The organism is uncultured Ruegeria sp., assembly GCF_947497005.1.
Classification (GTDB): domain Bacteria; phylum Pseudomonadota; class Alphaproteobacteria; order Rhodobacterales; family Rhodobacteraceae; genus Ruegeria.
The window spans coordinates 74533-97170 of sequence record NZ_CANMFF010000003.1 but is presented as its reverse complement, the minus strand read 5'-3'; the positions used below and the strand labels follow the sequence as shown (position 1 = coordinate 97170).

At 55.4% G+C, this 22638-nt stretch carries 28 protein-coding genes and 1 tRNA gene; 12 read left to right on the top strand and 17 right to left on the bottom strand.

Annotation, left to right across the window (positions count from 1 at the left end; all coding sequences use genetic code 11):
- The first annotated feature begins 39 nt into the window (after positions 1 to 39).
- Positions 40 to 162: a hypothetical protein gene (locus Q0816_RS05270; RefSeq protein WP_256364009.1), complete on the top strand. Its 123-nt coding sequence runs from the start codon at positions 40 to 42 to the stop codon at positions 160 to 162.
- A gap of 182 nt (positions 163 to 344) precedes the next feature.
- Here Q0816_RS05270 and Q0816_RS05265 read toward each other — a convergent pair whose 3' ends face one another.
- Positions 345 to 983, bottom strand: a complete 639-nt coding sequence (locus Q0816_RS05265; protein WP_298848358.1) for a MarC family protein — start codon at positions 981 to 983, stop codon at positions 345 to 347.
- Between the two features lie 58 nt (positions 984 to 1041).
- Positions 1042 to 1494, bottom strand: a complete 453-nt coding sequence (locus tag Q0816_RS05260; RefSeq protein ID WP_298848357.1) for an iron-sulfur cluster assembly scaffold protein — start codon at positions 1492 to 1494, stop codon at positions 1042 to 1044.
- Between the two features lie 48 nt (positions 1495 to 1542).
- Here Q0816_RS05260 and hisI point away from each other — a divergent pair, with 48 nt between their 5' ends.
- Complete coding sequence (hisI, locus tag Q0816_RS05255) at positions 1543 to 1932, top strand: phosphoribosyl-AMP cyclohydrolase (RefSeq protein WP_298848354.1); 390 nt, start codon at positions 1543 to 1545, stop codon at positions 1930 to 1932.
- A gap of 11 nt (positions 1933 to 1943) precedes the next feature.
- Here the strand turns inward: hisI and gluQRS are convergent, their stop codons facing one another.
- From gluQRS to Q0816_RS05235, 4 genes are all read right to left on the bottom strand, one after another.
- Positions 1944 to 2825 carry a tRNA glutamyl-Q(34) synthetase GluQRS gene (gluQRS, locus tag Q0816_RS05250; RefSeq protein WP_298848353.1) on the bottom strand — a complete coding sequence of 294 codons (882 nt, stop codon included), beginning with the start codon at positions 2823 to 2825 and terminating at the stop codon, positions 1944 to 1946.
- On the bottom strand, positions 2822 to 3436 hold the full coding sequence (locus tag Q0816_RS05245) for a methyltransferase domain-containing protein (protein WP_298848351.1): 615 nt from the start codon (positions 3434 to 3436) through the stop codon (positions 2822 to 2824). Before Q0816_RS05245 ends, gluQRS begins: the two co-directional genes overlap by 4 nt.
- A gap of 37 nt (positions 3437 to 3473) precedes the next feature.
- The gene (gene trmFO, locus Q0816_RS05240) at positions 3474 to 4814 is read right to left on the bottom strand and encodes a methylenetetrahydrofolate--tRNA-(uracil(54)-C(5))-methyltransferase (FADH(2)-oxidizing) TrmFO (protein WP_298848349.1); all 1341 of its coding nucleotides are present in this window, start codon (positions 4812 to 4814) and stop codon (positions 3474 to 3476) included.
- A gap of 254 nt (positions 4815 to 5068) precedes the next feature.
- A complete protein-coding gene (locus tag Q0816_RS05235) occupies positions 5069 to 5854 on the bottom strand; it encodes an enoyl-CoA hydratase (protein ID WP_298848348.1) in 786 nt (261 codons plus the stop codon).
- 58 nt (positions 5855 to 5912) lie between these two features.
- Between Q0816_RS05235 and Q0816_RS05230 the strand changes: the two genes are divergently transcribed.
- Positions 5913 to 6356, top strand: a complete 444-nt coding sequence (locus Q0816_RS05230) for a PaaI family thioesterase (protein WP_298848346.1) — start codon at positions 5913 to 5915, stop codon at positions 6354 to 6356.
- Positions 6357 to 6417: 61 nt separating this feature from the next.
- Here the strand turns inward: Q0816_RS05230 and Q0816_RS05225 are convergent, their stop codons facing one another.
- Positions 6418 to 6645, bottom strand: coding sequence for a DUF1127 domain-containing protein (locus Q0816_RS05225; protein WP_298848344.1), 228 nt, complete (start codon positions 6643 to 6645; stop codon positions 6418 to 6420).
- 99 nt (positions 6646 to 6744) lie between these two features.
- Here Q0816_RS05225 and Q0816_RS05220 point away from each other — a divergent pair, with 99 nt between their 5' ends.
- A complete protein-coding gene (locus Q0816_RS05220; RefSeq protein ID WP_298848343.1) occupies positions 6745 to 8148 on the top strand; it encodes a PLP-dependent aminotransferase family protein in 1404 nt (467 codons plus the stop codon).
- 3 nt (positions 8149 to 8151) lie between these two features.
- Here Q0816_RS05220 and Q0816_RS05215 read toward each other — a convergent pair whose 3' ends face one another.
- On the bottom strand, positions 8152 to 8517 hold the full coding sequence (locus Q0816_RS05215; RefSeq protein WP_298848341.1) for a nuclear transport factor 2 family protein: 366 nt from the start codon (positions 8515 to 8517) through the stop codon (positions 8152 to 8154).
- 241 nt (positions 8518 to 8758) lie between these two features.
- On the opposite strand from Q0816_RS05215, the gene rplM reads away from it, so the two are divergent.
- The gene (gene rplM, locus Q0816_RS05210) at positions 8759 to 9217 is read left to right on the top strand and encodes a 50S ribosomal protein L13 (RefSeq protein ID WP_281994631.1); all 459 of its coding nucleotides are present in this window, start codon (positions 8759 to 8761) and stop codon (positions 9215 to 9217) included.
- A gap of 5 nt (positions 9218 to 9222) precedes the next feature.
- On the top strand, positions 9223 to 9708 hold the full coding sequence (gene rpsI, locus Q0816_RS05205) for a 30S ribosomal protein S9 (RefSeq protein WP_298848337.1): 486 nt from the start codon (positions 9223 to 9225) through the stop codon (positions 9706 to 9708).
- A 70-nt stretch (positions 9709 to 9778) separates the two neighbouring features.
- Here the strand turns inward: rpsI and Q0816_RS05200 are convergent, their stop codons facing one another.
- The 9 genes from Q0816_RS05200 to Q0816_RS05160 all read right to left on the bottom strand — a co-directional run bounded on the left by Q0816_RS05200 (position 9779) and on the right by Q0816_RS05160 (position 18533).
- Positions 9779 to 10939 carry an ABC transporter substrate-binding protein gene (locus Q0816_RS05200; RefSeq protein ID WP_298848336.1) on the bottom strand — a complete coding sequence of 387 codons (1161 nt, stop codon included), beginning with the start codon at positions 10937 to 10939 and terminating at the stop codon, positions 9779 to 9781.
- A gap of 24 nt (positions 10940 to 10963) precedes the next feature.
- Entirely contained in the window at positions 10964 to 12850 is a 1887-nt protein-coding gene (locus Q0816_RS05195; protein ID WP_298848334.1) for a long-chain fatty acid--CoA ligase, read from the bottom strand.
- 5 nt (positions 12851 to 12855) lie between these two features.
- Positions 12856 to 13629, bottom strand: coding sequence for an ABC transporter ATP-binding protein (locus Q0816_RS05190; protein ID WP_298848332.1), 774 nt, complete (start codon positions 13627 to 13629; stop codon positions 12856 to 12858).
- On the bottom strand, positions 13626 to 14390 hold the full coding sequence (locus Q0816_RS05185) for an ABC transporter ATP-binding protein (protein WP_298848329.1): 765 nt from the start codon (positions 14388 to 14390) through the stop codon (positions 13626 to 13628). Before Q0816_RS05185 ends, Q0816_RS05190 begins: the two co-directional genes overlap by 4 nt.
- Positions 14387 to 15484, bottom strand: a complete 1098-nt coding sequence (locus tag Q0816_RS05180; RefSeq protein WP_298848327.1) for a branched-chain amino acid ABC transporter permease — start codon at positions 15482 to 15484, stop codon at positions 14387 to 14389. The genes Q0816_RS05185 and Q0816_RS05180 overlap by 4 nt, the downstream gene beginning before the upstream one ends.
- Positions 15485 to 15487: 3 nt before the next feature.
- Complete coding sequence (locus Q0816_RS05175) at positions 15488 to 16363, bottom strand: branched-chain amino acid ABC transporter permease (protein WP_298848323.1); 876 nt, start codon at positions 16361 to 16363, stop codon at positions 15488 to 15490.
- A gap of 75 nt (positions 16364 to 16438) precedes the next feature.
- Positions 16439 to 17467, bottom strand: coding sequence for a zinc-binding dehydrogenase (locus Q0816_RS05170; protein ID WP_298848321.1), 1029 nt, complete (start codon positions 17465 to 17467; stop codon positions 16439 to 16441).
- Between the two features lie 201 nt (positions 17468 to 17668).
- On the bottom strand, positions 17669 to 18193 hold the full coding sequence (locus tag Q0816_RS05165; protein ID WP_298848319.1) for a hypothetical protein: 525 nt from the start codon (positions 18191 to 18193) through the stop codon (positions 17669 to 17671).
- Between the two features lie 250 nt (positions 18194 to 18443).
- A tRNA-Ser gene (locus Q0816_RS05160) sits at positions 18444 to 18533 on the bottom strand.
- Between the two features lie 123 nt (positions 18534 to 18656).
- Between Q0816_RS05160 and Q0816_RS05155 the strand changes: the two genes are divergently transcribed.
- The 6 genes from Q0816_RS05155 to Q0816_RS05130 all read left to right on the top strand — a co-directional run bounded on the left by Q0816_RS05155 (position 18657) and on the right by Q0816_RS05130 (position 22637).
- Positions 18657 to 19499, top strand: a complete 843-nt coding sequence (locus tag Q0816_RS05155) for a DUF2059 domain-containing protein (protein ID WP_298848317.1) — start codon at positions 18657 to 18659, stop codon at positions 19497 to 19499.
- The gene (locus tag Q0816_RS05150) at positions 19499 to 20299 is read left to right on the top strand and encodes a DUF2059 domain-containing protein (RefSeq protein WP_298848315.1); all 801 of its coding nucleotides are present in this window, start codon (positions 19499 to 19501) and stop codon (positions 20297 to 20299) included. The genes Q0816_RS05155 and Q0816_RS05150 overlap by 1 nt, the downstream gene beginning before the upstream one ends.
- A gap of 209 nt (positions 20300 to 20508) precedes the next feature.
- Positions 20509 to 21117, top strand: coding sequence for a 50S ribosomal protein L21 (locus Q0816_RS05145; protein ID WP_298848313.1), 609 nt, complete (start codon positions 20509 to 20511; stop codon positions 21115 to 21117).
- An 11-nt stretch (positions 21118 to 21128) separates the two neighbouring features.
- The gene (gene rpmA / locus Q0816_RS05140) at positions 21129 to 21398 is read left to right on the top strand and encodes a 50S ribosomal protein L27 (protein WP_058271644.1); all 270 of its coding nucleotides are present in this window, start codon (positions 21129 to 21131) and stop codon (positions 21396 to 21398) included.
- A gap of 97 nt (positions 21399 to 21495) precedes the next feature.
- Positions 21496 to 22104, top strand: coding sequence for a LysE family translocator (locus Q0816_RS05135; protein ID WP_298848304.1), 609 nt, complete (start codon positions 21496 to 21498; stop codon positions 22102 to 22104).
- On the top strand, positions 22101 to 22637 hold the full coding sequence (locus tag Q0816_RS05130; protein WP_298848302.1) for a GNAT family N-acetyltransferase: 537 nt from the start codon (positions 22101 to 22103) through the stop codon (positions 22635 to 22637). The genes Q0816_RS05135 and Q0816_RS05130 overlap by 4 nt, the downstream gene beginning before the upstream one ends.
- Position 22638: the final 1 nt, after the last annotated feature.

Genomic DNA, 22638 nt, shown 5'->3' with positions numbered 1-22638 from the left:
GGTCAACAAAAGATTAAAACTCTGACCGGAGGTGACCCTATGCTGACCCAGATCAAGACCGCTTTCAGCCGCGCGCAATCGACCATCTTTCAGGATGCAGTTGGCGTGATGTCCTTGGTCGTGATCCTGATGGTGGCCCTTCACTTGCCGGTTGGTTTCTAAGCCTTTCTGCCTGCGATCTCGTGCCGAAAAACCGCGCTGTCATCCCCATTTCAGTCAAGGGTGACCTGCCTGTCCCAAACCCCTTGAGGGGCCATGCCTCGGCCCCGCGCGGTGAACCGGACCCCACGCGAGACACGCAATGCCTGCCGCCGCCCTTTCGCCCGGAAGGTGCGGCGGTTTTTTTATAATTGGCCGGTTTTGAAGATTTCCAGTAGCGCGGAGAGAACGGAATTGACCGCGACCGAGGCCAGGATCATCCCCATGATACGGCTGATGATCGCCGCTCCCGAGTGACCAATCAGGCGAATGATCGGTTCAGCCATAAGCATAAGAATAAAGGCAACCACGAGTACCGAGAGCATGACCAATGCGGTGATCCCTTGATCCGTTGCACTGTACCGGTGGTTGTCCGTCAGGATCACGACGGCCAGCATCGCCCCGGGTGAGGCCAGTGAGGGCACGGCGAGGGGAAAAATCGCCGGGTTTTGTTTGTGATACTTGTCTTCCTGGTCTTCTTCAGCTTGCCGCTGTTCGATCTCCTGTTTGCTTTCACCGAAGATCATGGTCAGTGCAAACAGGAACAGGATGATACCTCCGGCCACCTGGAATGAATTCAGACCGATATCCAGCGCCTCGATCAACAATTGGCCAAACACCAGGAAAAACAGCAGTACCCCAGCGCTTATGAGCGAGGCCAATAGGGCCGTTTTTCGCCGGGCTGCAACACTGAGCCCCGCGGTGACGGCGATAAAAACAGGTATTGTGCCTATCGGGTCAATTACGACCCAAAGTGTCACAAAGTGCTCAAGAAGATTATTCAAACCCATCCCTCCTAAAATCTGGACGGAGAGTAAACGGGTTTACGTCAAATAGCTACAATCAGGCGCAATTTGCCTGTTCCGCCTGCGCCATGGCTTCGGCGGTTGCATCCAGGGCCAGCAGGATTGAAGCGTGCCGATTCTTATAGTCGCGGGCGGGCAAGAGTACCTCGAGGCCATCGAAGGGCGCATCAGGAGCAGGACCGTCTTTTTTCAACATCGCAGCCAACTGTTCGCGCGCGGTTTCGATCTGTGCACGCGTGGTTCCTAGTATGGCGTCCCCGACGACAGAAGCTGACGCCTGTCCCAACGCACAGGCTTTTACATCCTGTCCAAAGGCGCTGACCCGGCCGTCCTGAACTTTCACATCAACCGTCACTGTCGAACCACATAACGGTGCGCGTTTCTTGGCGGTTGCATCCGGATCTTCCAGCCGGTCCAGATGAGGAATGTCTGCTGCCAGCGCCAGAATACGCCCGGAATACAGCTTTATCAGATCGTTCTCGCCGCTCATGGCTTTCCCTCGTCGTGTGTTCCTCATACATAGTGACCAGCCCACCGGATGCAAAAGGTTTTTGTCATGTCTGATCCCGTCGTGTTTGATCCAACGTCCCTGAAATATAACGAGGCAGGATTGATCCCCGCGATTGCACAGGATGATGCGTCAGGCGAAGTTCTGATGATGGCGTGGATGAATGCACAGGCCCTCCAAAAGACATTGGAAACGGGCAGGGTAACCTATTGGTCGCGATCTCGTCAGTCCTTTTGGATCAAGGGCGAAACCTCAGGCCATGTGCAAGAGCTGGTGGATTTCCGTATCGATTGTGATCGTGATTGCCTGTTGGTTCTAGTGCGCCAAACCGGGGCGGCCTGTCACACCAACCGTCGGACGTGCTTCTATACTGCGGTGCGGGGCGGGAACGAGACGGAACTGATGGCCCCGATGGTGTAAGGGGTAAAAGGTCAAAGCCCAACCATACGCCGAATGTCTGCTGGGCTGGCGCCTTCAGCCCGATATTTCGAAATCGCACGCGCGTCATCGCGTTTAGCCAGTCGCTTGCCCGCTTTATCACGGATCAGATCGTGGTGATGGTACTCGGGTGTCGGAAGGTCCAACAGCATCTGCAACAGGACATGAATACGGGTGGCTTCAAACAGGTCCCGACCTCGGATAACCCGGGTGATCCCTTGTGCCGCGTCATCAAGCACGACAGACAAGTGATACGAGGTGCCCATGTCCCGACGGGACAGAACAACGTCTCCGATGGTGGTTTCTAACTCATCAGAGGTGAAGGTGATGGTACCGGATTCTCCTTCAGGTCCTGCGCCAAGTTCAGAGAAATTAAACCTCGTTGGGTCGCTGATCGCTTGACAGGCCTTAGCAACATCCAATCGCAACGCGTTGTGTTGCGGTCGAAGTTGTTGGCTTAAGTCTAAGCTTTCATGGATCTTTCGGCATGTTCCGGGATAGATTATTCCGTCTGGCCCAAGCGGCGGTACACCTTCCTGAGGGGCACTTGCGGCGGCGGTAATGTCCTTTCGATTGCAGTGACAGGGATACAAAAGACCCTGCGCCCATAGCTGATCCAGTGCGGTGTCGTAGACATTCATGCGATCCGATTGCCGCATTACCGGTTCCGGCCATGCCAGCCCCAGCCAATTGAGATCATCGCAAATCCGATCCTCCCACTGCTGACGCGAGCGGGACTGATCGATATCTTCGATCCGCAGCAAGAACTGACCAACTTCGGATTTGGCCATGTCGCTGGCGATCATCGCTGAATACGCGTGCCCGAGGTGAAGTGGACCGGTTGGGGATGGCGCGAAGCGCGTTCTGAAAGTCACGCTTTTTCTATTACATACACGTCTGAGTTAAGGTTGATGCCAGGCAAGTGTGGCCCGTGTTCATGAAATAACAAACGGGCCGCCCCCATGTCGACCCAATCCGTCAGGCGGCATGTAAACTTGTGATCAGCCAACGCGTGATCATTCAAGGAAAACGCCAGAATCCCACCCTTGGGCAAAGCGTGCATCAACACATCGAATGTCTCAGGTGGCGCCGCACCCTGACCGATAACACCGATTGCCGTTATCACCGAATATCCGCCGCGCTTGAGCGGGGCCGGCTTGGTGATGTCAAAACCGGTCAGGGTTCGATAAACACCCTTGGCCTCTGCCTCTTCCAGCATTTTGGGGGTCGGATCCATGCCATCGATGACCTCAAATCCTGCTGCGCGCAGGGCCAATCCGGAAAGGCCGGTTCCACAGCCATAGTCCAGAATTGGCGTTTCGGGGTGGGCATGGTATTGCCACAAAGCCGCGGCGACCCCTCCGGGAGTGACATATCCATGTTCCGCGACCTCATCTTCGTAGGTCGCGGCCCAGTTCTGGTAATGCGTTTCAGTGTCTTCAGGAGTGTCGAGATTGTAGGTGTTGTTCAGGAACTTGTCGCTCATTCTGGTATGCTAGGCTGAGATCGCATCGTACGTCCAGTCAGCAATGCTCCAACCATGTGTTCCAGTCCGCTTTGGCACGGTCGGTATAGGCCTTGTAACGGTCTTTCCGACCCCGCCGTCCGCCCTTTAAGCCATCTACAGGGCGGAACAGGCCGAAGTTTACATTCATCGGCTGAAAAGTCTTGGCCTCGGCGCCGCCGGTAATGTGATGGATCAGAGCGCCCATTGCACTGTCCTGCGGCACTTCCGGCAAATCACGTCCCAGTATTTCAGCAGCGGCCAGACGACCGGCGAGCAATCCCATCGCTGCACTTTCAACATAGCCTTCGACACCCGTGATCTGCCCTGCAAAGCGTATGTTGGGCCTGGATTTCAACCGCATCTGTGCGTCGAGCAGAGTGGGTGAGTTGATGAATGTGTTGCGGTGAATGCCGCCCAGACGGGCAAAGCTGGCGTTCTCCAGACCGGGGATCATGCGGAACACGTCGGTTTGGGCGCCGTACTTCATCTTGGTCTGGAACCCCACGATGTTGAACAATGTGCCCAACGCGTTGTCGCGCCGAAGCTGAACCACGGCATAAGGTTTGATGTCAGGCGCATGCGGGTTGGTTAGCCCAACAGGCTTCATTGGACCAAAGCGCAGAGTCTCGCGCCCCCGGTCGGCCATGACCTCAATAGGAAGACAGCCATCAAAATAGCCTGCGGTCTCACCTTCGTGAAACTCGGTCTTGTCCGCAGCCAAAAGCGCGTCGATGAATGCCTCGTACTGATCACGGTCCATCGGGCAATTCAGATATGCCGTGCGTTCTTCTTCGGTCTCTCCCTTGTCATATCGTGACTGCATCCACGCTTTGCTCATGTCGATGCTCTCAGAGTAGACGATGGGCGCGATGGCATCGAAGAATGCCAGTGCGTCAGATCCCGTTTCGGAGCGGATCGCCTGACCCAGCGTTTGAGAGGTCAGAGGACCGGTCGCAAAGATCCACTGCCCATCGTCGGGCAGGGAAGTCACTTCTTCATCGGTTACTGTCACACGCGGGTGAGCGCGGAGTTTTGCGGTGACACTTTCGGCAAACGGGTCGCGATCCACGGCCAACGCGCCCCCGGCAGGAAGTCGGTGGGCGTCGGCGGTTGTCATGATCAATCCGTTGGCGGTCCGCATTTCCCAGTGCAGCAGGCCTACGGCGTTTTGTTCGTCATCATCCGAACGGAACGAATTCGAACATACCATTTCAGCCAGGTTGCCGGTTTGATGCGCAAAGGTGCCTACAGTAGGGCGCATTTCGTGAATCACCACGTCTACGCCCATTTCAGCGGCCTGCCAGGCGGCTTCGGACCCGGCCATGCCGCCGCCCACGATATGCAAAACTTGTGTCATGCGCAGCCACATAGGACACAGCACAAACAGACGCAACTGGCGGCATCTGAATTGGCTGATTTAGGGGAGGGGTCTTGGGGTCGCCGTTGCGGGAATGTCAGCGCCGGTGAGAGAGACCAGCTGGAGGGACCTTCCGCCCACGGCGACCCAAAAGTGTATTAAGGCCTTAGCCTTGACCCACCTTTGCCACAGAGTTGCCCTTTTGAAAAGTGCTAAAATGAAAACAGTGGCAAAAAATGTGCAATACAATTGCCTCATTGGGTCCAATTTGGCGGACGCTTCTCAATGAAGGCGGAAATGCCTTCTTCTGTATCCCGGTACAACATATTCTGCGCCATTGCGTCTCCGGTATGGGCATAAGCCTGATCCAAAGGCATTTGCAGCTGTTGATAGAACGCCTCTTTACCTATCTTTACGGCCACCCCAAGCTTAGATGCCACCAGTTCCGCCAGCGCGTTGGCTTCATGCTCAAGCTGCGTTTCCGAGACGACGCGGTTAACCAGACCCAACTCGGCCGCACGTTCTGCGGAAATGAATTCGCCGGTGGTCAACATCTCAAACGCTTGCTTTCTGGGAATATTGCGGCTGAGCGCCACCATGGGCGTGGAACAGAACAGACCGATATTGACCCCGTTGACACCAAACCGCGTGCCTTCGGCGGCCACAGCCATGTCGCAGGTGGCAACCAATTGACATCCGGCGGCAGTGGCAATGCCATGGACTTGCGCAATGACAGGTTGGGGTAGGGACTGGATGGACATCATCATCAGGGCACAACGGGAAAAAAGGTCCTGAAAGTACTCCTTGCCGCCATCTTCAGATTGGCGCCCGGCAGTCATCTGTTTTAGGTCATGCCCGGCGCAGAACGCCTTGCCAGCCCCTGACAGGACCACTGCCCGGATCGTGTTGTCTTCGCGAAGCACGTCGAACTGCGCCTGCAGCGCAGCGAGCATCTCGTCACTCAGCGCGTTCAGCCGATCCGGTGCGTTCATTGTAAGCCGTGCAACCGCGCCAGTGTCGTTACGTTCCAGAATTGCCATCTTGCCCTCCGATCCCAAGTTGGGCCAACTCTAGGTCGGTAAAAGCAGGAGGGGAAGTATGGCTTTGGCATTGAACCGGGACGAACTGTCACAATACCTCAAAGAGGTGTTCCCTCAGGTGCACAAGGATTTCGTCGTCGAGGATTTGACCGAGGACTCGATCACCATGCGCCTTGTGGTTCAGGACCATCACCTGCGCCCCGGAGGTACAGTGTCGGGCCCATCCATGTTCGGGCTGGCGGATGTCAGCGTCTATGCGATGATTTTGGCGCGTAAGGGCCGTCAATCATTGGCTGTCACAACCAACAGCTCCTTGGATTTTCTGCGCAAACCGGAGGGCGGCGCCGATATGATTGCGACCTGCCGCTTGTTGAAACTGGGTAAAACGCTCGCGGTCGGGGACGTGCTTCTATTCTCTGACGGTGGGGATGTTCCGGTTGCGCGGGCAACGATGACGTATTCTCTGCCACCAGTTGGGTCGGCTGCTGCGAAATTCGGATAAAAAAGGCCGGGGACAGGCCCCGGCCCAGGAAGATGTCCCAATAATTGGGACTGGGGATCAATTAAGACAGCCAGAAGTGGCGTTTTACTTCCCGGTCTGCCTCACGGCGGGTCAGCCCAACATCCTGCAGCAGGCGATCATCCAGATAACTCAGATTGACGCGACTGCGGCGACGGCGTTCCCATTGAGTGACCGCCGCAGCAAACCGCACGGCCAATGCAGCGAGCAGAGGCAGCCGTGGGCTGTCGTTCAGCAGCAGAAGGGCGGGGGTGTGCATCGTGCGTGTCATCTCAGAAGTCCTTTCAAATTGTATTGACACAAAACAGTATTGTCTGGTACATGTGCTTGATACATTCAGAATTGTGTCAAAGGCAAAGGAAGAATTGTAATGGATACAATTTGGCCGGATGTTCTGCCCGAATCCAAGGGTCCGAAATACACACTGGTGGCAGACGCAATACGAAAAGCCATTGATAACAAATCACTGGAGGTTGGAGCTAAGCTTCCCCCGGTCCGGGAGCTTGCGTATCGGTTACAAATTACACCTGGCACCGTTGCTCGCGCTTATACGATTCTGACGGACGAGGGCTTGCTACACGCCGAGGTTGGGCGTGGTACATTTGTAGCCCCGCCAAAATCACCAATCCTGGACGATGTTTGGGCAAGGCAACTTTACTTAAGAGACGATAAGTACAACGCCAATGTCAGCCTGTTCAGCCCGCGACTGCCAGATGCGGGGCAGGTCGCACTTATTCGGGAATGTCTGCAAAAGGTATCGCAAGCTGATCCGGGTCTATTTCTGAATTACCCCACGCGGGACGCTTACAAACCCATGAGACAATCGGTCGTGGATTGGTTGTCGGACCTGCCACTGGGTCCGCTGACCCATGATGACATCGTCTTGACCCACGGCGGCCAGAACGGATTGTGTCTAGTGTTTCAGACGATCCTGCGCGGACCAAAACCAATTGTGTTGGTTGAAGACCTCTCTTACGCCGGGTTTCGCCGGGCCGGAGAGTTGATGCGCGCAGAAACCATTGGCATCAAGATGGATAAATGGGGCATTGATCCGGCGTCCATGGAACATGTATTGCGGCAAACCAATGCTCAGGCCATCTGCGTCTCACCCGAGGTTCAGAATCCTACCGGTGTTCACACGCCGCTGGAACGCCGGAAAGAGGTTGTGGACGTCGCCCGACGCTTTGACCTGCAAGTCATTGAAGACGATTGCTATCGCATGGGAGAAGCGCGAGAACCCAGTTATCGTGCGCTCGCTCCGGAACGCGGATGGCACGTTTCATCGATTTCAAAGATCCTCACCCCGGCGTTGCGTGTGGGTTTTGCCATCGCTCCAAAAGATCGCAGCGTCGATCTGCGTCGATCAGCTGAATATGGGTACTTTGGCCTTGCCCAACCGCTAGCCGAACTCACGCGGTTGCTGTTGTCTGATCCGCGGACCCGCCAGATTGCCCAGGATGTGCGCAAGCGGATGGGGGATTATGTCCGGGTCACCGTCAATGCGCTGGGTGGGTTTGATCTGAACTGGGCTCCGGATGTGCCCTTTGTCTGGCTGAACCTTCCATCGGGTTGGCGCTCTGCCGCGTTCAGCCGTGCGGCGGAACGGGAAGGTATACAACTCAGATCGGCAGATGAATTTGCGTTGCGCGACGGGCGCGCGCCAAACGCTGTCCGCATCGCCATGAATGGCCATGTTTCGTTGGAACGGTTTGAGGACGCAATGCTGAAGCTGCGCGCGTTGCTGGACAATCCGCCAGAGCAGATCAGCGTCTAACATTCAGGTCAAAGGGGCCGGGTCGCCAAAGAATCCGGCCAGATGGGCAATTTTTCCTTCATTGTCCACGCGAATGAAGTCATGTCCGGCAACCATGATCGCTCCATCAGGCGCCACCATGTGCCACATAAAGTGAACGACATCATGGTGCGAAACCGGACTGCTGGTAATATCGACGCGGCCATTCGTGCTTTGAAGAATCTCACCAATATGGGCATTCAACTGCTCACGTCCCGAAACTTCGGCTGTTGGGTCTACATATCGGCCATTTTCCGCAAAACACCGCGTCAAGAACTCAAGCCGTTTTTCCGCGGACTTTTCCTGCCAAGCGGCGCCGTAGTTATTAATTGTTTGCATCAAGTCCTGCATGCGAGTCTCCGTGGCTGGACGCGACCATTTTCAGAAGAGTGTATCAGAGTGCGGGATTTGGGGCGAATTGAGTATGAAAAACATGGGGTAAAATAATACCTATTTTGTAAAACATTGGTTTAGCTATATTTTTACAATATTGGGCCGCTTGACGCGACAATCATCGCTGTCTAAACACGCTCCATCGAATTCGGGCCGCTCCGCTGGGGCGGTCTTTCACATCAAACAGGACTATCCTGCCATGAAAACCTTTTCTGCAACACCTGCAGACATCGACAAGAAATGGATCCTGATCGACGCCGAGGGCGTTGTTCTGGGCCGTCTTGCTTCGATCGTCGCCATGCGCCTGCGTGGCAAGCACAAAGCGTCGTTCACTCCGAACATGGACATGGGCGACAATGTCATCGTGATCAACGCTGACAAGATCCAGATGACCGGCAAGAAGCGCGAAGAGAACTTCTACTGGCACACTGGCCACCCGGGCGGCATCAAGTCGCGCACCAAGCAGCAGATCCTCGAGGGCAAGCACCCCGAGCGCGTCGTGACCCAGGCGGTCAAGCGCATGCTGCCGGGCAACCGCCTGTCGCGTCAGGTTATGACCAACCTGCGCGTTTATGCCGGTGCCGAGCATCCCCATGAGGCGCAAGCGCCCGAAGTTCTGGATGTTGCATCCATGAACAAGAAAAACACCCGGAGCTAATGACCATGGCTGATCAGATCAATACTCTCGAAGAGCTGAGCGCCGTTGCAGGCGTTGAGGCCGTGGCCGAAGAAGTCATCGTGCGCGAACCCGTACGTGACGAGCTGGGTCGTTCCTATGCCACCGGCAAGCGTAAAGACGCCGTTGCCCGCGTTTGGATCAAGCCGGGCTCCGGCAAGGTCATCGTGAACGGCAAAGATCAGGACAAGTACTTCGCTCGTCCGGTTCTGCAGCTGATCCTGCGCCAGCCGTTCCAGGTTGCCGGCGTAGAAGGCGAATTCGACGTTGTTGCAACCGTCAAAGGCGGTGGCCTGACCGGTCAGGCCGGAGCGGTCAAGCACGGTATCTCGAAAGCGCTGCAACTGTACGATCCGTCGCTGCGTGGCGCCCTGAAGGCCGCTGGCTTCCTGACCCGCGACAGCCGCGTTGTGGAACGTAAGAAATTTGGTAAGCGCAAAGCGCGTCGTTCGTTCCAGTTCTCCAAGCGTTAATCGCTGCGGAACAACCAAAAAAGAAAGGGCTCGCATTTGCGAGCCCTTTTTCGTTGGGTAATTACAAGGTCTATTCTTCGTAGACCAGTTTCCAAGCTCCGTTTTCAACGACGTTAACATAAACGGAATCGGCGCCCTGATGATCATCCGGTCCGAACGTCATGTGGTTGCCGATCAATTCATCCTGATAATCCAGCGTTTCCATTGCTTGAATGAAGCTGTCTTGTGTCAGGTCAGGGCCTGCGGCCTCCAGCGCCTTGACCATCATTTCCGCAGCGGAATAGCCCAACATGGCAAACCCGACCGGATCATCGCCCGTTGCTGCCTTGTACTCTTCGATGAACGCGGCAGGTGCGGGTTCATCTGCGCGTGCCCACAAGTCCTGCCACGAGGCCGCTGCATAGAATCCATCAGTCACGCCGCCGGGAACCTGGGCCACGACAGTCAGGAAACTGGCCGAGGTGCCAAGGAATTTCATATCCGTCAAGCCCATCTTCTTGGCCGTGCCAACTACAGTAATCGCTTGCCGCACCCCCAGCGCCATGGTGACGATATCACACCCTTCTTCCTTGAGTTTGCTGAGAGATCCTACAAAATCTGTCTCGTCGGGCTTATGCGTCGTCTCCGACCCGAAGGTGATCCCGGCTTCTTCCGCTCCGGCTTTGCTGCCCTCGAGAATTTCCTCACCGAAATCGGTCGGCAGATACATGGTACAGACGGTCTGTGATCCAAATTCACCGGACAGGTATTTCACACCAACGCGGGCCTGATCGTAATAGGTTGAAAAGGATGTGAATTTGTTCCGTACCGGCTCCTGCAGCATCTGACGCGCAGCAGTCAGGGGGGCGACGTTGGGAATTCCTTTGGGGTCCAACAGTTTGAACCCGGCAATATTCATCGGTGTGCCAAGCGATTGTAGCATTGCGAACACCTTGTCGCGGTTCAGCAACTTGTTATAGCCCTGCATCGCGCGTGGCATCTGATAACCGTTGTCTTCCACGACATAGCGGATTTTGCGCCCATGCACGCCACCGGCTTCGTTCACCCGGTCAAATACTACATTTGCGCCCTTGGTGGCCGGAACCCCCACGGCGGCAAAAATACCGCTTAGATCGTTGACGGACCCAATAATGATCTCATCATCAGTAACGCCCTGCGTTTCTGCCCAGCCAAAGGTGGCTGTCGCCGAAATCACCGTGGCAATAGCCAGCCGTTTGAATGATTTGTTCATCTCTTTCCTCCCGAAAGCCCTTGTTTAAGTGTACATATCTTCAATCAAATGTCCGTGTTTCTTTTCCACCAGCCCGCGTTTCAGCTTCATAGTTGCCGTTAATTCGTCATCTTCAGCAGTCAGCTGAACATCAATCAGGCGGAAATCCTTGATTTGCTCGACCCGCGCAAACTCTGTGTTTACAGCCGAGACCTCGGCGCCGATCAGCTTACTGACTTCGGGGGCTGCGCAAAGCGAGGCAAAGTTCGAGAATGGAATTTTGCGGTCCTGTGCGAATTTCTCAACGTTTTCCTGATCAATCATGATCAGCGCTGTCAGATACTTACGTCTGTCGCCGATGATGATCGCGTCCGAGATGTATTGGCTGAACTTCAATCGGCTTTCGATCTCGGCCGGAGTAATATTTTTGCCGCCGGCGGTAATGATGATGTCCTTCTTGCGACCAGTAATGGTGACATAGCCGTCTTCGTCAACGTGCCCCACATCGCCGGTGCAAAGCCAGCCATCTGCCGTAAAACTTTCGGCAGTCTTGGCGTTGTTGCGCCAATAGCCCTGAAAGATGTTCATACCTTTCAACTGGATTTCTCCGTCGTCCGATATGCGGATGTCGCAGCCGTCCACAACCTTTCCAATGGTGCCGATCTTATTACTTTTGACGGTGTTGAGCGTGGCAAGTCCCGCGGTTTCGGTCATCCCGAAACCTTCTACTAACGGCACGCCAATTGCCCAGTACCATTTCAGCAGGTCTGTTGATATCGGAGCGGCACCGGTGCCGCCGCGACGCAATTTGTCCATACCCAGCATTCGGCGCAGGTTTTTCAGAACCAGCTGATCCCAGATCCAGAACTTGCCTGCGATGGCAGCGGGAACCGGCTTCCCGGCATTCAGGTATTCAGCACGTTGAGCGCCAGCCTTCAGCGCAAGGCCAAAAGCCAACCGTCCCAGTGGCGTAGCCTCTTGCGTCAGAATCTGTACGTACGCATAGATTTTTTCCCAAACCCTCGGAACTGCGGTGAAAGTCGAAGGCGAGACTTCCTGTAAGTTGGCAAACACCGTTTCCGGGCTCTCGGCGAAATTCACGGTGCAACGGGCCGCCAACGGGAAATAGACCGAGACATCACGTTCCAGAATATGGCAGAGCGGCAGAAAACAAAGCTGTTCGTCGCCGGACAGGGCCGGAAGTGCACGAGCGCCGGATTCCATGGCGGCCAGAATGTTTTCGTGACACAGCATCGCGCCCTTGGGTTGGCCGGTGGTGCCCGAGGTATAGACCAGAAGTGCAGTGTCCTGGGGTTTGGCAAGGGCTATTTCAGCTTCGAACCGTCCCGGGTTTTCAGCATCAGCTTTTTGTCCCACGGCATATAGGTCGTCGATCATCATACAGCGTGGATGTTTCAGATCATGAAGACCCTCGCCTTCCAAAATGATCACCTTGACCAGATCGGCGACGGACTCTTCGATTTCAAGAAACTTGTCCAGATGCTCCTCATCCTCGACGATCAGGAACTTGCTGCCGCTGTCATTGATCAGATATTGCAACTGCGCGGCGGAATCCGTGGTGTAGACGCCCGAGGCAATACCGCCGACACATTGGATGCCCATGTCGAACCACATCCATTCCTTGCGGTCCTCTGACAGGATCGAGACTACGTCACCCCGATTCAGCCCCAACTCCCGCAGGGCGAGCCCAATCCACTTGGCGTGCCGCCAATAATCTGCCCAGGAATAGGATTTCCAGATGCCCAGATCTTTCTCGCGTTGGGCGGTGCGGTCTCCCAATTCAGCGCAACGGCTTTGAAACAGGGCGCTGATTGTGATGCAGCCATCGACGCGCAGCGGCCGTTGGCCGGGCGTTGCGTTGAATTGCACACCGTTGATCGATATCTGCGGGGGCAGGGGTGTGGCGTCCAACCGTCTTACCTCCACGTCTTTTTGCGTTTCCAGCGGCGGTTCTCGCGCGCGCCTTCTTCCTGCACGCCAAGATAGAAGTTCTGGATATCCTCGGATTGCAAAAGCTCATCTGCGGCCCCGTCCATGACGACGCGGCCAACCTCCATCACATACCCATGATGCGCCAATTCCAATGCGGCATTGGCGTTTTGTTCGACAAGCAACATTGTCATATTCTGTTCTTTGTTCAGACGTTCGAGAATTCCAAAGATTTCTTGCACCAGCAAAGGCGACAGACCCAGAGACGGTTCATCCAGCAGCATGATACGAGGCCGGGCCATCAGACCGCGCCCGATCGCCAACATCTGCTGCTGTCCGCCCGAAAGAGTCCCCGCCTCTTGCCCATGACGGTCTTGGAGAACAGGGAAATAGCTGAAGACCAGCTCACGATCCTGCTCGATCTGCTTTTTGTCTTTCCGTGTATAGGCACCAAGGCTGAGGTTTTCATCGACCGTCAAAAGAGGGAAAACCTCGCGCCCTTCGGGCACATGGACAATCCCGCGCTGGACGACGGTATGCGGTTCAGATCCCTGTATGTCGTCTCCATCAAAGGTGATCGTGCCCTTTTCCGGGTCCATTACGCCCGAAACGGTTTTCATCAACGTCGTCTTGCCCGCACCGTTTGCGCCGAGGATCGAAACAATCTGGCCTGCGTGAACATCCAGCGAAACACCCCGAATGGCCATTATGGGGCCATAGAAGCTTTCGATATTGCGAATTTTCAGGATTGGCACGTTCATGAGGCTTTCCCAAGATAAGCTTCAATCACTGCCGGATGCGATTGTACCTCGACCGGAGTGCCAAGCGCCAGTTTTGCACCGTCCGCCATGGCCAGAACCCGGTCAGAAACGCCCGAGACCAGCCCCATGTCATGCTCCACCATCAAAACGGTGATGCCCATCTGACGTCGGATATCATCAATCCACCAACGCATGTCGGTCGTCTCTTCAACCGAGAGGCCCGAGGCGGGCTCATCCAACAACAGCAATTTGGGATCGGTGGCCAGTGCACGCGCGACTTCGACCACTTTGCGTACGCCGTAGGGAAGCCCCGAGATCATTTTGTCGCGATTGGCCTGCAAATCGAGGAAGTCGATAATCTGTTCGACTTTTTCGCGGTTTTCCAATTCCTGACGGCGGGCGGATGGGGTGAACAGAATCTCAGAAATCAGGTTTGTTCGCCGATGGCGGTGACGCCCGACCAACAGGTTTTGCAGGACAGTCGCGTGTTCGAACAGTTCGATATTCTGAAAGGTCCGCGCCACGCCATAGGCTGCAACGCCGGACGGTTTGACCTGTAGAAGATCGTGGTTATCAAACCTGATGGACCCGACGAAAGGATCGTAGAACCGCGATATCAGATTGAAGACCGTGGACTTGCCTGCGCCATTTGGTCCGACAATGGCGAAAACCTCTCCCTCCTGGACCTCAAACGACAGGTCATCCACTGCTGTCAGGCCACCGAATTTGAGCGTGACGTTTTCAAACTCCAGCAAGCTCATCTCAGTCGCTCCGTCTTGAGATAGGATTTCTGCCGTTTGAACATGTCCTTACGGTAGAAGGGGAACAACTCGAACCAGGTTCGGATCTTCAGCCAGCGGCCATATATGCCCATGGGTTCAAACAGGATGAAAGCGATCAGGATCATCCCAAAGATGCCGAATTCCAACCCCGGAATAGCCACTGTATTCCCGCCGAAAAGGGCACCGACATATTCCTTTGAGATTGACAGGAATTGCGGCAAGAACCCGATCACGATAGCGCCCAGGAACGCCCCATGGATCGAACCCAGCCCGCCGATCACGATCATCATCAGCAATTGGATCGAGATCAGTACGCTGAAAGTTTCGTTGTTGAACGCTCCGGCAAACAGCCCCATCAGCGCTCCGGCCCAACCCGTCACCGCACAGGACAGAGCGAAAGAGATCATCTTAGTCCGCGCGATATCGACACCCATCGCCTGCGCGGAAACCTCAGAGTCGCGCGCTGCAATAAAACTGCGCCCCAACGGAGTGCGCAACAGGTTGATATAGCCCAGTGTAACAAGAACGGCGACGGTCAGAACCAGCCAGAAAAACTGATCGGGCGTTCCCCAACGATCAACCAGATGGCCGAAAATCTCGACCCCGCCGATATATTTGCCCGATACGCCTCCGGTGATGGGTTCGGACAGAACGATGATGTCATCCATCAGGATGGAAAGCGCCATGGTGAAAATCGCCAGATAGATCCCATGCAGGCGCAGGGCAGGGATCGCCACTGTCACGCCCGCGATCCCTGTCATAATTCCGGCCAGAGGGAATGCGATTAGAAAAGGTACGCCCGCCTCGATCAGCACAACGTTGGCATAACACCCAAAGGCCAAAAAGGCAGCATGACCTAGGCTGACCTGCCCTGTATGTCCCGTCAGGACCATCAGGCCCAGCCCGGCAATGGCCCAGATCAGAACGTTGGTCAGTTCGCCCAGATAGAAATCATCAAGCCACCAGGGGGCAGCGGCAACGACAATCGGAAGGATCAGATACAGGGTAAGCTGATGTCGATCTTTCCAGGGGCGGATGTCCTGCATATAGTTGGTTTTAAAGATGATCCGCATGGCTCAGACCTTTTTGACCCGAACCTGACTGAACAACCCGTTGGGTCGGAATATCAGTACGGCAAGCAGCAGAGCGTAGGGCGCGACCTGACTGTAGCCTGCTGCGATATAGCGACTGGCAAAAGGCTCGATGATGCCGACGATCAGCCCTCCGGCCAATGCACCTGGAAGGCTGCCGAATCCACCGATGACAGCTGCGGCAAAAGCCTTGATGCCCAGCAATCCGGTTGTCGGATCCACGGCACCTTTGGCCGCGAACAGAATACCGGCGATCCCAGCGACGACCCCGGCCAGCGCCCAGATGAATCCCTGTACCCGTTTTACCGGAACTCCCATGTAATAGGCTGCCAGTTGATTTTGCGATGCGCCTTGCATGGCCAGCCCCAGTTTGGTGCGGCTGAAGAAGACATAAAGTGCCCAGGTCAGCAGGATGGTGACGACGATCACGGCGACATCCTCCATCCCCAGCACGAGCCCGCCAAAACGGACCTCTTTGCCGGCTAGCGGGTTTTGCAGAGTTTGCGGTTCGTGCCCCCATATCAACCCGGCAACAAAGCGGATCACAAACCCCAAGGCGATGGTCAGGATCACAACGGCAGTCTGGCTTTCTCCAAACATACGCCGGATGATCAGGCGATCCAGAAGATAACCCAACGCCCCCATGATCCCCAGTGAGATTGGAAGGGCCAGCCAGAACGGCAGGCCCATATATTCGGTGTTCGTCAGGCCGATGGTCACGAAGGCCCCCAGCATCATGAAATCGCCTTGCGCGAAATTCACCGCCTCGGTCGCCTTATAAATCAGAACAAAGCCAAGTGCGATCAGGCCATAGACACACCCGTTCGCCAGTCCGCTGATCAGCAGCTGAGCGTTATCCAAACTGTCCTCCCTCGACCGGTTTTCCGGTGTGGCGTTCCGCCCACGCGTTTCTTCCTGTCACGCGGGTTTGTTCTACTATGGCGTGATAATCACCTTGCCGTCACTCTTTTTCAGCGCATCGGCCAGATTTGGCACAAGATTTCTGAGCGTAAGGTGTTCAGAAACATCCGTTTTCCAGCGCCCGTCGGCAAAGCGGGCCTGAACCTCGGCCACAACGCGCATCTGATCGGCAGGTCGTGTCGACATCATCCACTGCGTCAGCCAGAATCCTTCGATCCGCTTGCCCATGAAGATCAGCTGACCCGTCTGTGTCAGCGTCGGCGCCTCGGTTGACAGCTTGCCGTAACTGATCCAACGCGCCCGGTTTGGCATGGCGCAGAACAACTGTTCGGACAGTTGGTCTGTCACGGCGTCCAGAAACACGCGCGGCTTTAGCTGTGCACTCAGATCAGCAAACTTCGCGACCACGTCTTCTCCGGTCGTTACAAGCACCTCGGCAGCACCCAGACCTTTCAACATCTCAGCGGTCTCGGCCCGGCGCACCAGAGCGATGGGTTTCAATCCCAGATCGCGCCCGAGACTGCACATCAACTTGCCCAGCTGACTGGTCGCGGCGGATACGACAAAGGCATCTCCGTCCGCCTTGGCCATGTCCACCATCGCCATCGCGGTCAGCGGGTTCACGATCTGCGCGGCCCCGTCATCGTCCGAGATATCGGGGCGCAATGGGATGCACATCTGCATCTGCGTGACGATATATTCGGCCCAGGCGCCTGATCCGGCGGCCACAAACGCGACGCGTTGCCCCTGCAAGGCCTCAGCGCCTTTACCGGCGGCCACGACGTCACCGCATCCTTCGAACCCGGCAGGTGAACCCTTGACCCTGGGCTGCCCGTATTCACCCTTGATGAAATGCAAATCTGACGGATTGACCGATGCCGCGCGCAGCCGGATCAGAACCTGACCGGGACCGGGTTGCGGCACCGATACTTCTGCTTCTTCCAACCAGTCGGCGGCATCAGCAATGATCGGCCCGCTGGACGTTCCGGAATATCCGTCATGTTTCAGGAGAGTGGCGAACATCGTCTGGGGCAGGTCGGTCATGTGATCATCCTCGAAATGGCTGAGATAAAGCGCGCGCCGGATCGAGAAAGTTGCCAATGACACGGGAAGGGCGCGGGCTGTATGTCAGGTTCAGCCAATCAAATGCTGCCGAAGACGTCAATTCAACGAGGCCATAACCTTGGGGAAGCCTGGACACGTCTTTGGGCTGAGGCCGACCACTGGGATCGGCCTCATGCGGGTTTATTGTTGGGTCAACAGGTTGGTCAGTTCCTGAATTTTCTGAACAATAGTTTCGGGCGATTCCTTGATATCGTTCACAATCTTGATCGCCTGATCTTTCAGTTCGGTCGCCAGAGTGCTTTCCTGAAGGGACGTCATAATGCCTTCATAATCGAAACTAGTTGGGTCCAGTTTGCCGTCTTGAATCCATGATGTCAGCAGTTCCTGACCCTGACCGGCCAGAGCGGCCACCTGATCGCCTGCCTGTTGCGCGGTTTCAGAAGCCTGATCTGCAACGGATGACGCCGCTTCGCTCGCCTGATCCGCAACAGAAGAAGCAGCTTCGGTTGCTTGATCCGTTGCCGCGTCAACCGCATCAGAGGCCTCTTCCTGAGCAGATGAAGCCGCGTCGGCCACCGCATCGGCAGCTTCTTCTGCCGCGGTTTCCAGACGTTCAGCAGGGGTGGGGTCGGGTTGATTCAGATAAAAGTACCCGCCAGCACCAATTGCGGCGATGACGATAGCTAGAATGAGAGTACGCGACATGTGTGTCTCCTTTGGAAATTGTGTCGCCGGGATGCGCCAAAATTAGCGCATGCACAAAGGGGAATTCCCAATAATTCTCAGCAGAATAGAGTATGAGCCGGGCTATGCTCATTGCCCCTTGGAAACGCGGCAAGAACACGCCGTCGCAAATGATGCAAGACTAGCCATGGCAGTGATCCGCCGGGAACAGGCAACGGCCGAGCCAAACCTTGTGAGATATCTGATGAGTAGATAAGCCAGCTTGGGATAGTGGCGGAGAGACAGGGATTCGAACCCTGGGTGGGCTTGCACCCACAACGGTTTTCGAGACCGCCCCGTTCGACCACTCCGGCACCTCTCCGCGGGGGTCTGTGAGGGCGGGATTTAGTGAGGAACGGGCAGGGGTGCAAGCAGAAAATTCCTGAAATCGCGAAAGCCGGGTTTTTCCATTGCCTGCCGACGTAAAACTCCTAGTCTGATAAGTATGACACAGCTTGCACGCCACTTCGCCTTTTGGTTTCTGGCCCCGTTTATTGCGCTTGTTCTAATCCCACTGGAACTTTCTGCCGCCAATCGGGATCGGATTGAGGCTTTTCTGACCACAACCGGGTTTAACGTTGCCCTTGAAAGCATCGCCCTGAGCTCGAGATCCGCCCCTCAGATGTTGGGGATGGATCCAGATGGATTCGGCTCTGACTGGACCCGGCTGGCGGATGAGGTTTTTGAGATCGAGGCCATGCATGAAACCGCAGTTTCAATCCTTGAACAAACTCTGAGTGATGAGGCCCTGACACATGCGGTTGATTTCTATGCATCCGATCTTGGGCAGCGTCTGGTCGAGGCTGAAAACGCCTCGCATATGCATGAAGATGATGAAGCCAAACAGTTGGAAGGTCAAAAGATCGTTTCGGACCTGATCAAGGACGGATCGCAACGGGTCGAAAGCTTTAAGCGCATGAACAATGCCATCGATTCGACGGGAACGGCGCTGCGGGCTTTGCAGGAAATTCAGTTGCGCTTCCTTCTGGCAGCCAGTGCATCAGGGGTCATCGAATTGCAATTGGATGCGGATGAATTGCGCGCGTTGATGAAGCGAAACGAAGCCGGGATGCGTCAGTCCCTTCACTTGTCCAGCCTTGCGGGCGCAGCTTACACCTATCAGGATTTCTCCGATGCGGATGTCGATACCTATGTCGAAGCGCTGGAACAGCCCTTGATGCAGGAAGTGTATGAACTGCTCAACGCAATCCAGTATGAGATTATGGCCATGCGGTTCGAGGTTCTGGCAGCCCGAATGGCAGAATTGCATCCAGTACAGGATATTTGATGCGGCGCGTTCTTCTGGCGATTGCGCTTGTTTTGTGGGGTTTACCCCTTCAGGCCAATGAAAAGATCGACCGGCTTGCGCAGGCCATGCATCTGTCGCAGGTGATGGAAATCCTTGTGCAAGAAGGGCAGGGACACCGTGAAGAGCTTGACGATACGCTATTGGACAATACCGGTGGCGCGTTCTTTGAAACGCAGGTCAAAGACATTTACGACCCGCTTTGGATGCAAACACACCTGACGGATGCGTTTGAGGCTGGTTTGTCCGATGCGCAGCTCGATCAGGCAATCTTGTTTTTCGAAAGCGAACTGGGTCAGACGATTGTGGCGCTGGAAAACTCGGCCCGGCAAGCGATGTCAGACCAGGCCATAGAAGATATGGCTCATGAAGCTTACGAATCCGCAAAGCGAGACACGACCCGTTTCGAGTTGATTGATGAGTACATTCAGGCCAACGACCTGATCGAAAAGAACGTTCAGGGGGCCCTGAGTTCAGACTATAACTTTTTTCGGGGTCTCGATATTGACTCACAGGGTGATGATCAGGAATTGCTGGCCGAACTTCTTTTAGGGAAAGACAGCCGCACCGAGGAAACCGAGGCCTGGCTCTATTCTTTCCTTTTGATGGCTTACCGCCCCCTGGATGAAGCACAGATGAGAGAGAACATCGCATTTTCCAGAACCGAAACAGGTCGGGCGCTGAATGAGGCATTGTTTGAAGGCTTTGATCGCATGTTTAACGATATCTCTTTTCAGTTGGGTCAAGCGGTTGCACAAACGCTCAGAGCGTCTGATCTTTGACATCGCTTTGGTGTTGACTTTCTCCGGCAATCTATGGATAAGCGCGCATCCCGGCCGGTATTCCGCGCCGGGTATCGTTATTATTTGACCCTTTAGACATATCGAAAGGGTCAGTCACACAGCCCGAAAAGGGCGCGCTGTTCGAGGTGGCGAAAGCCAGCAACACCCGGAAGGGGACCACAGAACGCGGATATGAAAAGGAAAGACGCATGTTTGCGGTCCTCAAGACTGGCGGCAAGCAGTACAAGGTTCAGGCGGGTGATATCCTCCGCGTTGAAAAATTGGCTGCCGACGCAGGTGAAAAAGTTCAATTCAACGATGTTCTGATGCTGGGCGGCGACGCACCGGTCGTTGGTGCACCGTTTGTCGAAGGCGCTGGCGTTCAGGCCGAAGTGATCGAACAGATCAAGGGTGACAAGGTCATCAAGTTCGTCAAACGCCGTCGTAAGCACAGCTCGAAGCGTACCGTTGGCCATCGTCAGAAACTGACTCTGGTCAAGATCACCGACATTCTGGCATCTGGCGCAGAGAAGTCGGGCCTGAAAGCCGCTACTGGTTCCGCGACTGCTGGCGAAACTGCTCCGGCAGCAAAGCCTGCCAAGAAAGCTGAAGCCAAGGCAGAAGCACCCGCCGCTGCTGCGGACGATCTGACCGCGCTGACCGGCGTCGGCCCTGCCGCTGCCAAGAAGCTGAACGAGGCCGGTGTCGAGAGCTTTGCCGCTCTGGCCGCCTTGTCGGACGAGCAGATTGCTGCTATCGAAACGGTCAAAGTGAAACCCGAATGGGTTGAGCAGGCCAAAGAGCTGGCCAAAGGCTAAGGAGAGAGAGAATGGCACATAAAAAAGCTGGCGGTTCCTCCCGTAACGGTCGCGACTCAGCTGGTCGCCGCCTTGGCGTGAAACTGTATGGTGGTCAGGCCGCCATTTCAGGCAACATCATCGTACGTCAGCGCGGCACCAAGTTCTGGCCGGGCGAAGGCGTAGGCATGGGCAAAGATCACACCATCTTTGCAACTGTCGATGGCGCGGTGAAGTTCCACAAGGGACTTAAAAACCGCACCTTCATTTCGGTCCTGCCAGTGGCGGAGGCCGCAGAGTAAGCCGAAACCCAGAAGGTTTAAGAAAAATTCATGGGGGACCGGCACAAAGTGCCGGTCCCTTTTTTTCGTTTTAACGCAGTCGTGATCAAACAAACCGATGACAGTCGCAACCACCAGTTTCCTGATCTTTGCCGCCTCTCAGGTCGGCACACCGGGACCGGCCAACATGGTCCTGCTGGGAACAGGTGCGCGTTATGGCTTTCGGGCGGCGTTACCATTTGTCGGGGGCGTCATTCTTGGGAAGCAGCTGATCATTTGGCCGGTTGGTTTTGGTTTGCTGCATCTCGCTGATCAGGCACCTGCGGTGTTTACGACACTGAAATACGTGTCGGCAGCCTATATCATGTGGCTGGCATGGAAAATTGCCAATACGCGTTTGTCGCGGCAACAGGCTGATGGGAAAGCCCCTGGGTTTCTGGCCGGATTGATTGTTCATCCGCTCAATCCCAAGGCCTGGGCCATGATCATCGCCGGGTTCACCGGGTTTGTAGCTGCGGGAACACCCAGTCTTGAAGCGACGATTACGATCGCTCTCTGTTTGTTGTTTTGTCAGGTGGTTCTTCATCCAATCTGGACTTTTGCGGGCGATAGAATTGCCCATGCGGTTGAAGGACGGCCTGTTGAAAAATATCTGATGTGGACGTTGGCGGGTCTTACAGTCGCGTCCGTTCTTTTCGTGTTGTTCGGAGGAGGAACACACCAATGAAGCTTGAAGCAATAATAAATCAGCCGGTCATCGAAACTGAGCGGTTCGATCTGCGCCCCTTGCGTCGGTCGGATATGGGGCTGATCGAGCATTACGCAGGTGATGAACGTGTGGCGCGTATGACAACGAGTATTGCGCATCCGCTGGCCCCCGGTTCAACCGAGGCCTTTGTGACCCGTTCGATGGCTGAAGACCGGGACGAGGATGTTTGGGTCATGGACGCCACCAAAGATGGCGGTCCCGAGTTGATCGGCCTGATCACGCTGAAACGGCTGGATCGGAACCAATCTGAGGTCGGCTATTGGGTTGCGCCGATCTATTGGAATACGGGCATTGCCTCGATGGCTGTCGAAGCTCTGGTAAACACCAACCCGCTGGAGAACGCCAACATGTTTGCCAGTGTGTTTCAGGACAACCCGGCTTCGGCGCGGGTTCTGATCCATTGCGGGTTTGAATATCTGGGCGATGCAGAAGTTTATTCGGTGGCGCGTGATGCGAACGTGCCCACCTGGACGTACAGTAAAAAACTCTGAC

Bases quoted from the DNA above. Each gene is read 5' to 3' on its own strand.
- Q0816_RS05150 (WP_298848315.1), top strand. From the start codon at position 19,499: ATGCGGCGCGTTCTTCTGGCGATTGCGCTTGTTTTGTGGGGTTTACCC.
- Q0816_RS05230 (WP_298848346.1), top strand. From the start codon at position 5,913: ATGGCTTTGGCATTGAACCGGGACGAACTGTCACAATACCTCAAAGAG.
- Q0816_RS05190 (WP_298848332.1), bottom strand. From the start codon at position 13,629: ATGAACGTGCCAATCCTGAAAATTCGCAATATCGAAAGCTTCTATGGC.
- Q0816_RS05165 (WP_298848319.1), bottom strand. From the start codon at position 18,193: ATGTCGCGTACTCTCATTCTAGCTATCGTCATCGCCGCAATTGGTGCT.
- Q0816_RS05220 (WP_298848343.1), top strand. From the start codon at position 6,745: ATGGATACAATTTGGCCGGATGTTCTGCCCGAATCCAAGGGTCCGAAA.
- rpsI (WP_298848337.1), top strand. From the start codon at position 9,223: ATGGCTGATCAGATCAATACTCTCGAAGAGCTGAGCGCCGTTGCAGGC.
- rplM (WP_281994631.1), top strand. From the start codon at position 8,759: ATGAAAACCTTTTCTGCAACACCTGCAGACATCGACAAGAAATGGATC.
- Q0816_RS05270 (WP_256364009.1), top strand. From the start codon at position 40: ATGCTGACCCAGATCAAGACCGCTTTCAGCCGCGCGCAATCGACCATC.
- Q0816_RS05215 (WP_298848341.1), bottom strand. From the start codon at position 8,517: ATGCAGGACTTGATGCAAACAATTAATAACTACGGCGCCGCTTGGCAG.
- Q0816_RS05200 (WP_298848336.1), bottom strand. From the start codon at position 10,939: ATGAACAAATCATTCAAACGGCTGGCTATTGCCACGGTGATTTCGGCG.
- Q0816_RS05170 (WP_298848321.1), bottom strand. From the start codon at position 17,467: ATGACCGACCTGCCCCAGACGATGTTCGCCACTCTCCTGAAACATGAC.
- rpmA (WP_058271644.1), top strand. From the start codon at position 21,129: ATGGCACATAAAAAAGCTGGCGGTTCCTCCCGTAACGGTCGCGACTCA.
- Q0816_RS05135 (WP_298848304.1), top strand. From the start codon at position 21,496: ATGACAGTCGCAACCACCAGTTTCCTGATCTTTGCCGCCTCTCAGGTC.
- Q0816_RS05145 (WP_298848313.1), top strand. From the start codon at position 20,509: ATGTTTGCGGTCCTCAAGACTGGCGGCAAGCAGTACAAGGTTCAGGCG.
- Q0816_RS05180 (WP_298848327.1), bottom strand. From the start codon at position 15,484: ATGCGGATCATCTTTAAAACCAACTATATGCAGGACATCCGCCCCTGG.
- Q0816_RS05245 (WP_298848351.1), bottom strand. From the start codon at position 3,436: ATGAGCGACAAGTTCCTGAACAACACCTACAATCTCGACACTCCTGAA.
- Q0816_RS05155 (WP_298848317.1), top strand. From the start codon at position 18,657: ATGACACAGCTTGCACGCCACTTCGCCTTTTGGTTTCTGGCCCCGTTT.
- Q0816_RS05225 (WP_298848344.1), bottom strand. From the start codon at position 6,645: ATGACACGCACGATGCACACCCCCGCCCTTCTGCTGCTGAACGACAGC.
- trmFO (WP_298848349.1), bottom strand. From the start codon at position 4,814: ATGACACAAGTTTTGCATATCGTGGGCGGCGGCATGGCCGGGTCCGAA.
- Q0816_RS05185 (WP_298848329.1), bottom strand. From the start codon at position 14,390: ATGAGCTTGCTGGAGTTTGAAAACGTCACGCTCAAATTCGGTGGCCTG.
- Q0816_RS05260 (WP_298848357.1), bottom strand. From the start codon at position 1,494: ATGAGCGGCGAGAACGATCTGATAAAGCTGTATTCCGGGCGTATTCTG.
- Q0816_RS05130 (WP_298848302.1), top strand. From the start codon at position 22,101: ATGAAGCTTGAAGCAATAATAAATCAGCCGGTCATCGAAACTGAGCGG.
- hisI (WP_298848354.1), top strand. From the start codon at position 1,543: ATGCAAAAGGTTTTTGTCATGTCTGATCCCGTCGTGTTTGATCCAACG.
- Q0816_RS05235 (WP_298848348.1), bottom strand. From the start codon at position 5,854: ATGGCAATTCTGGAACGTAACGACACTGGCGCGGTTGCACGGCTTACA.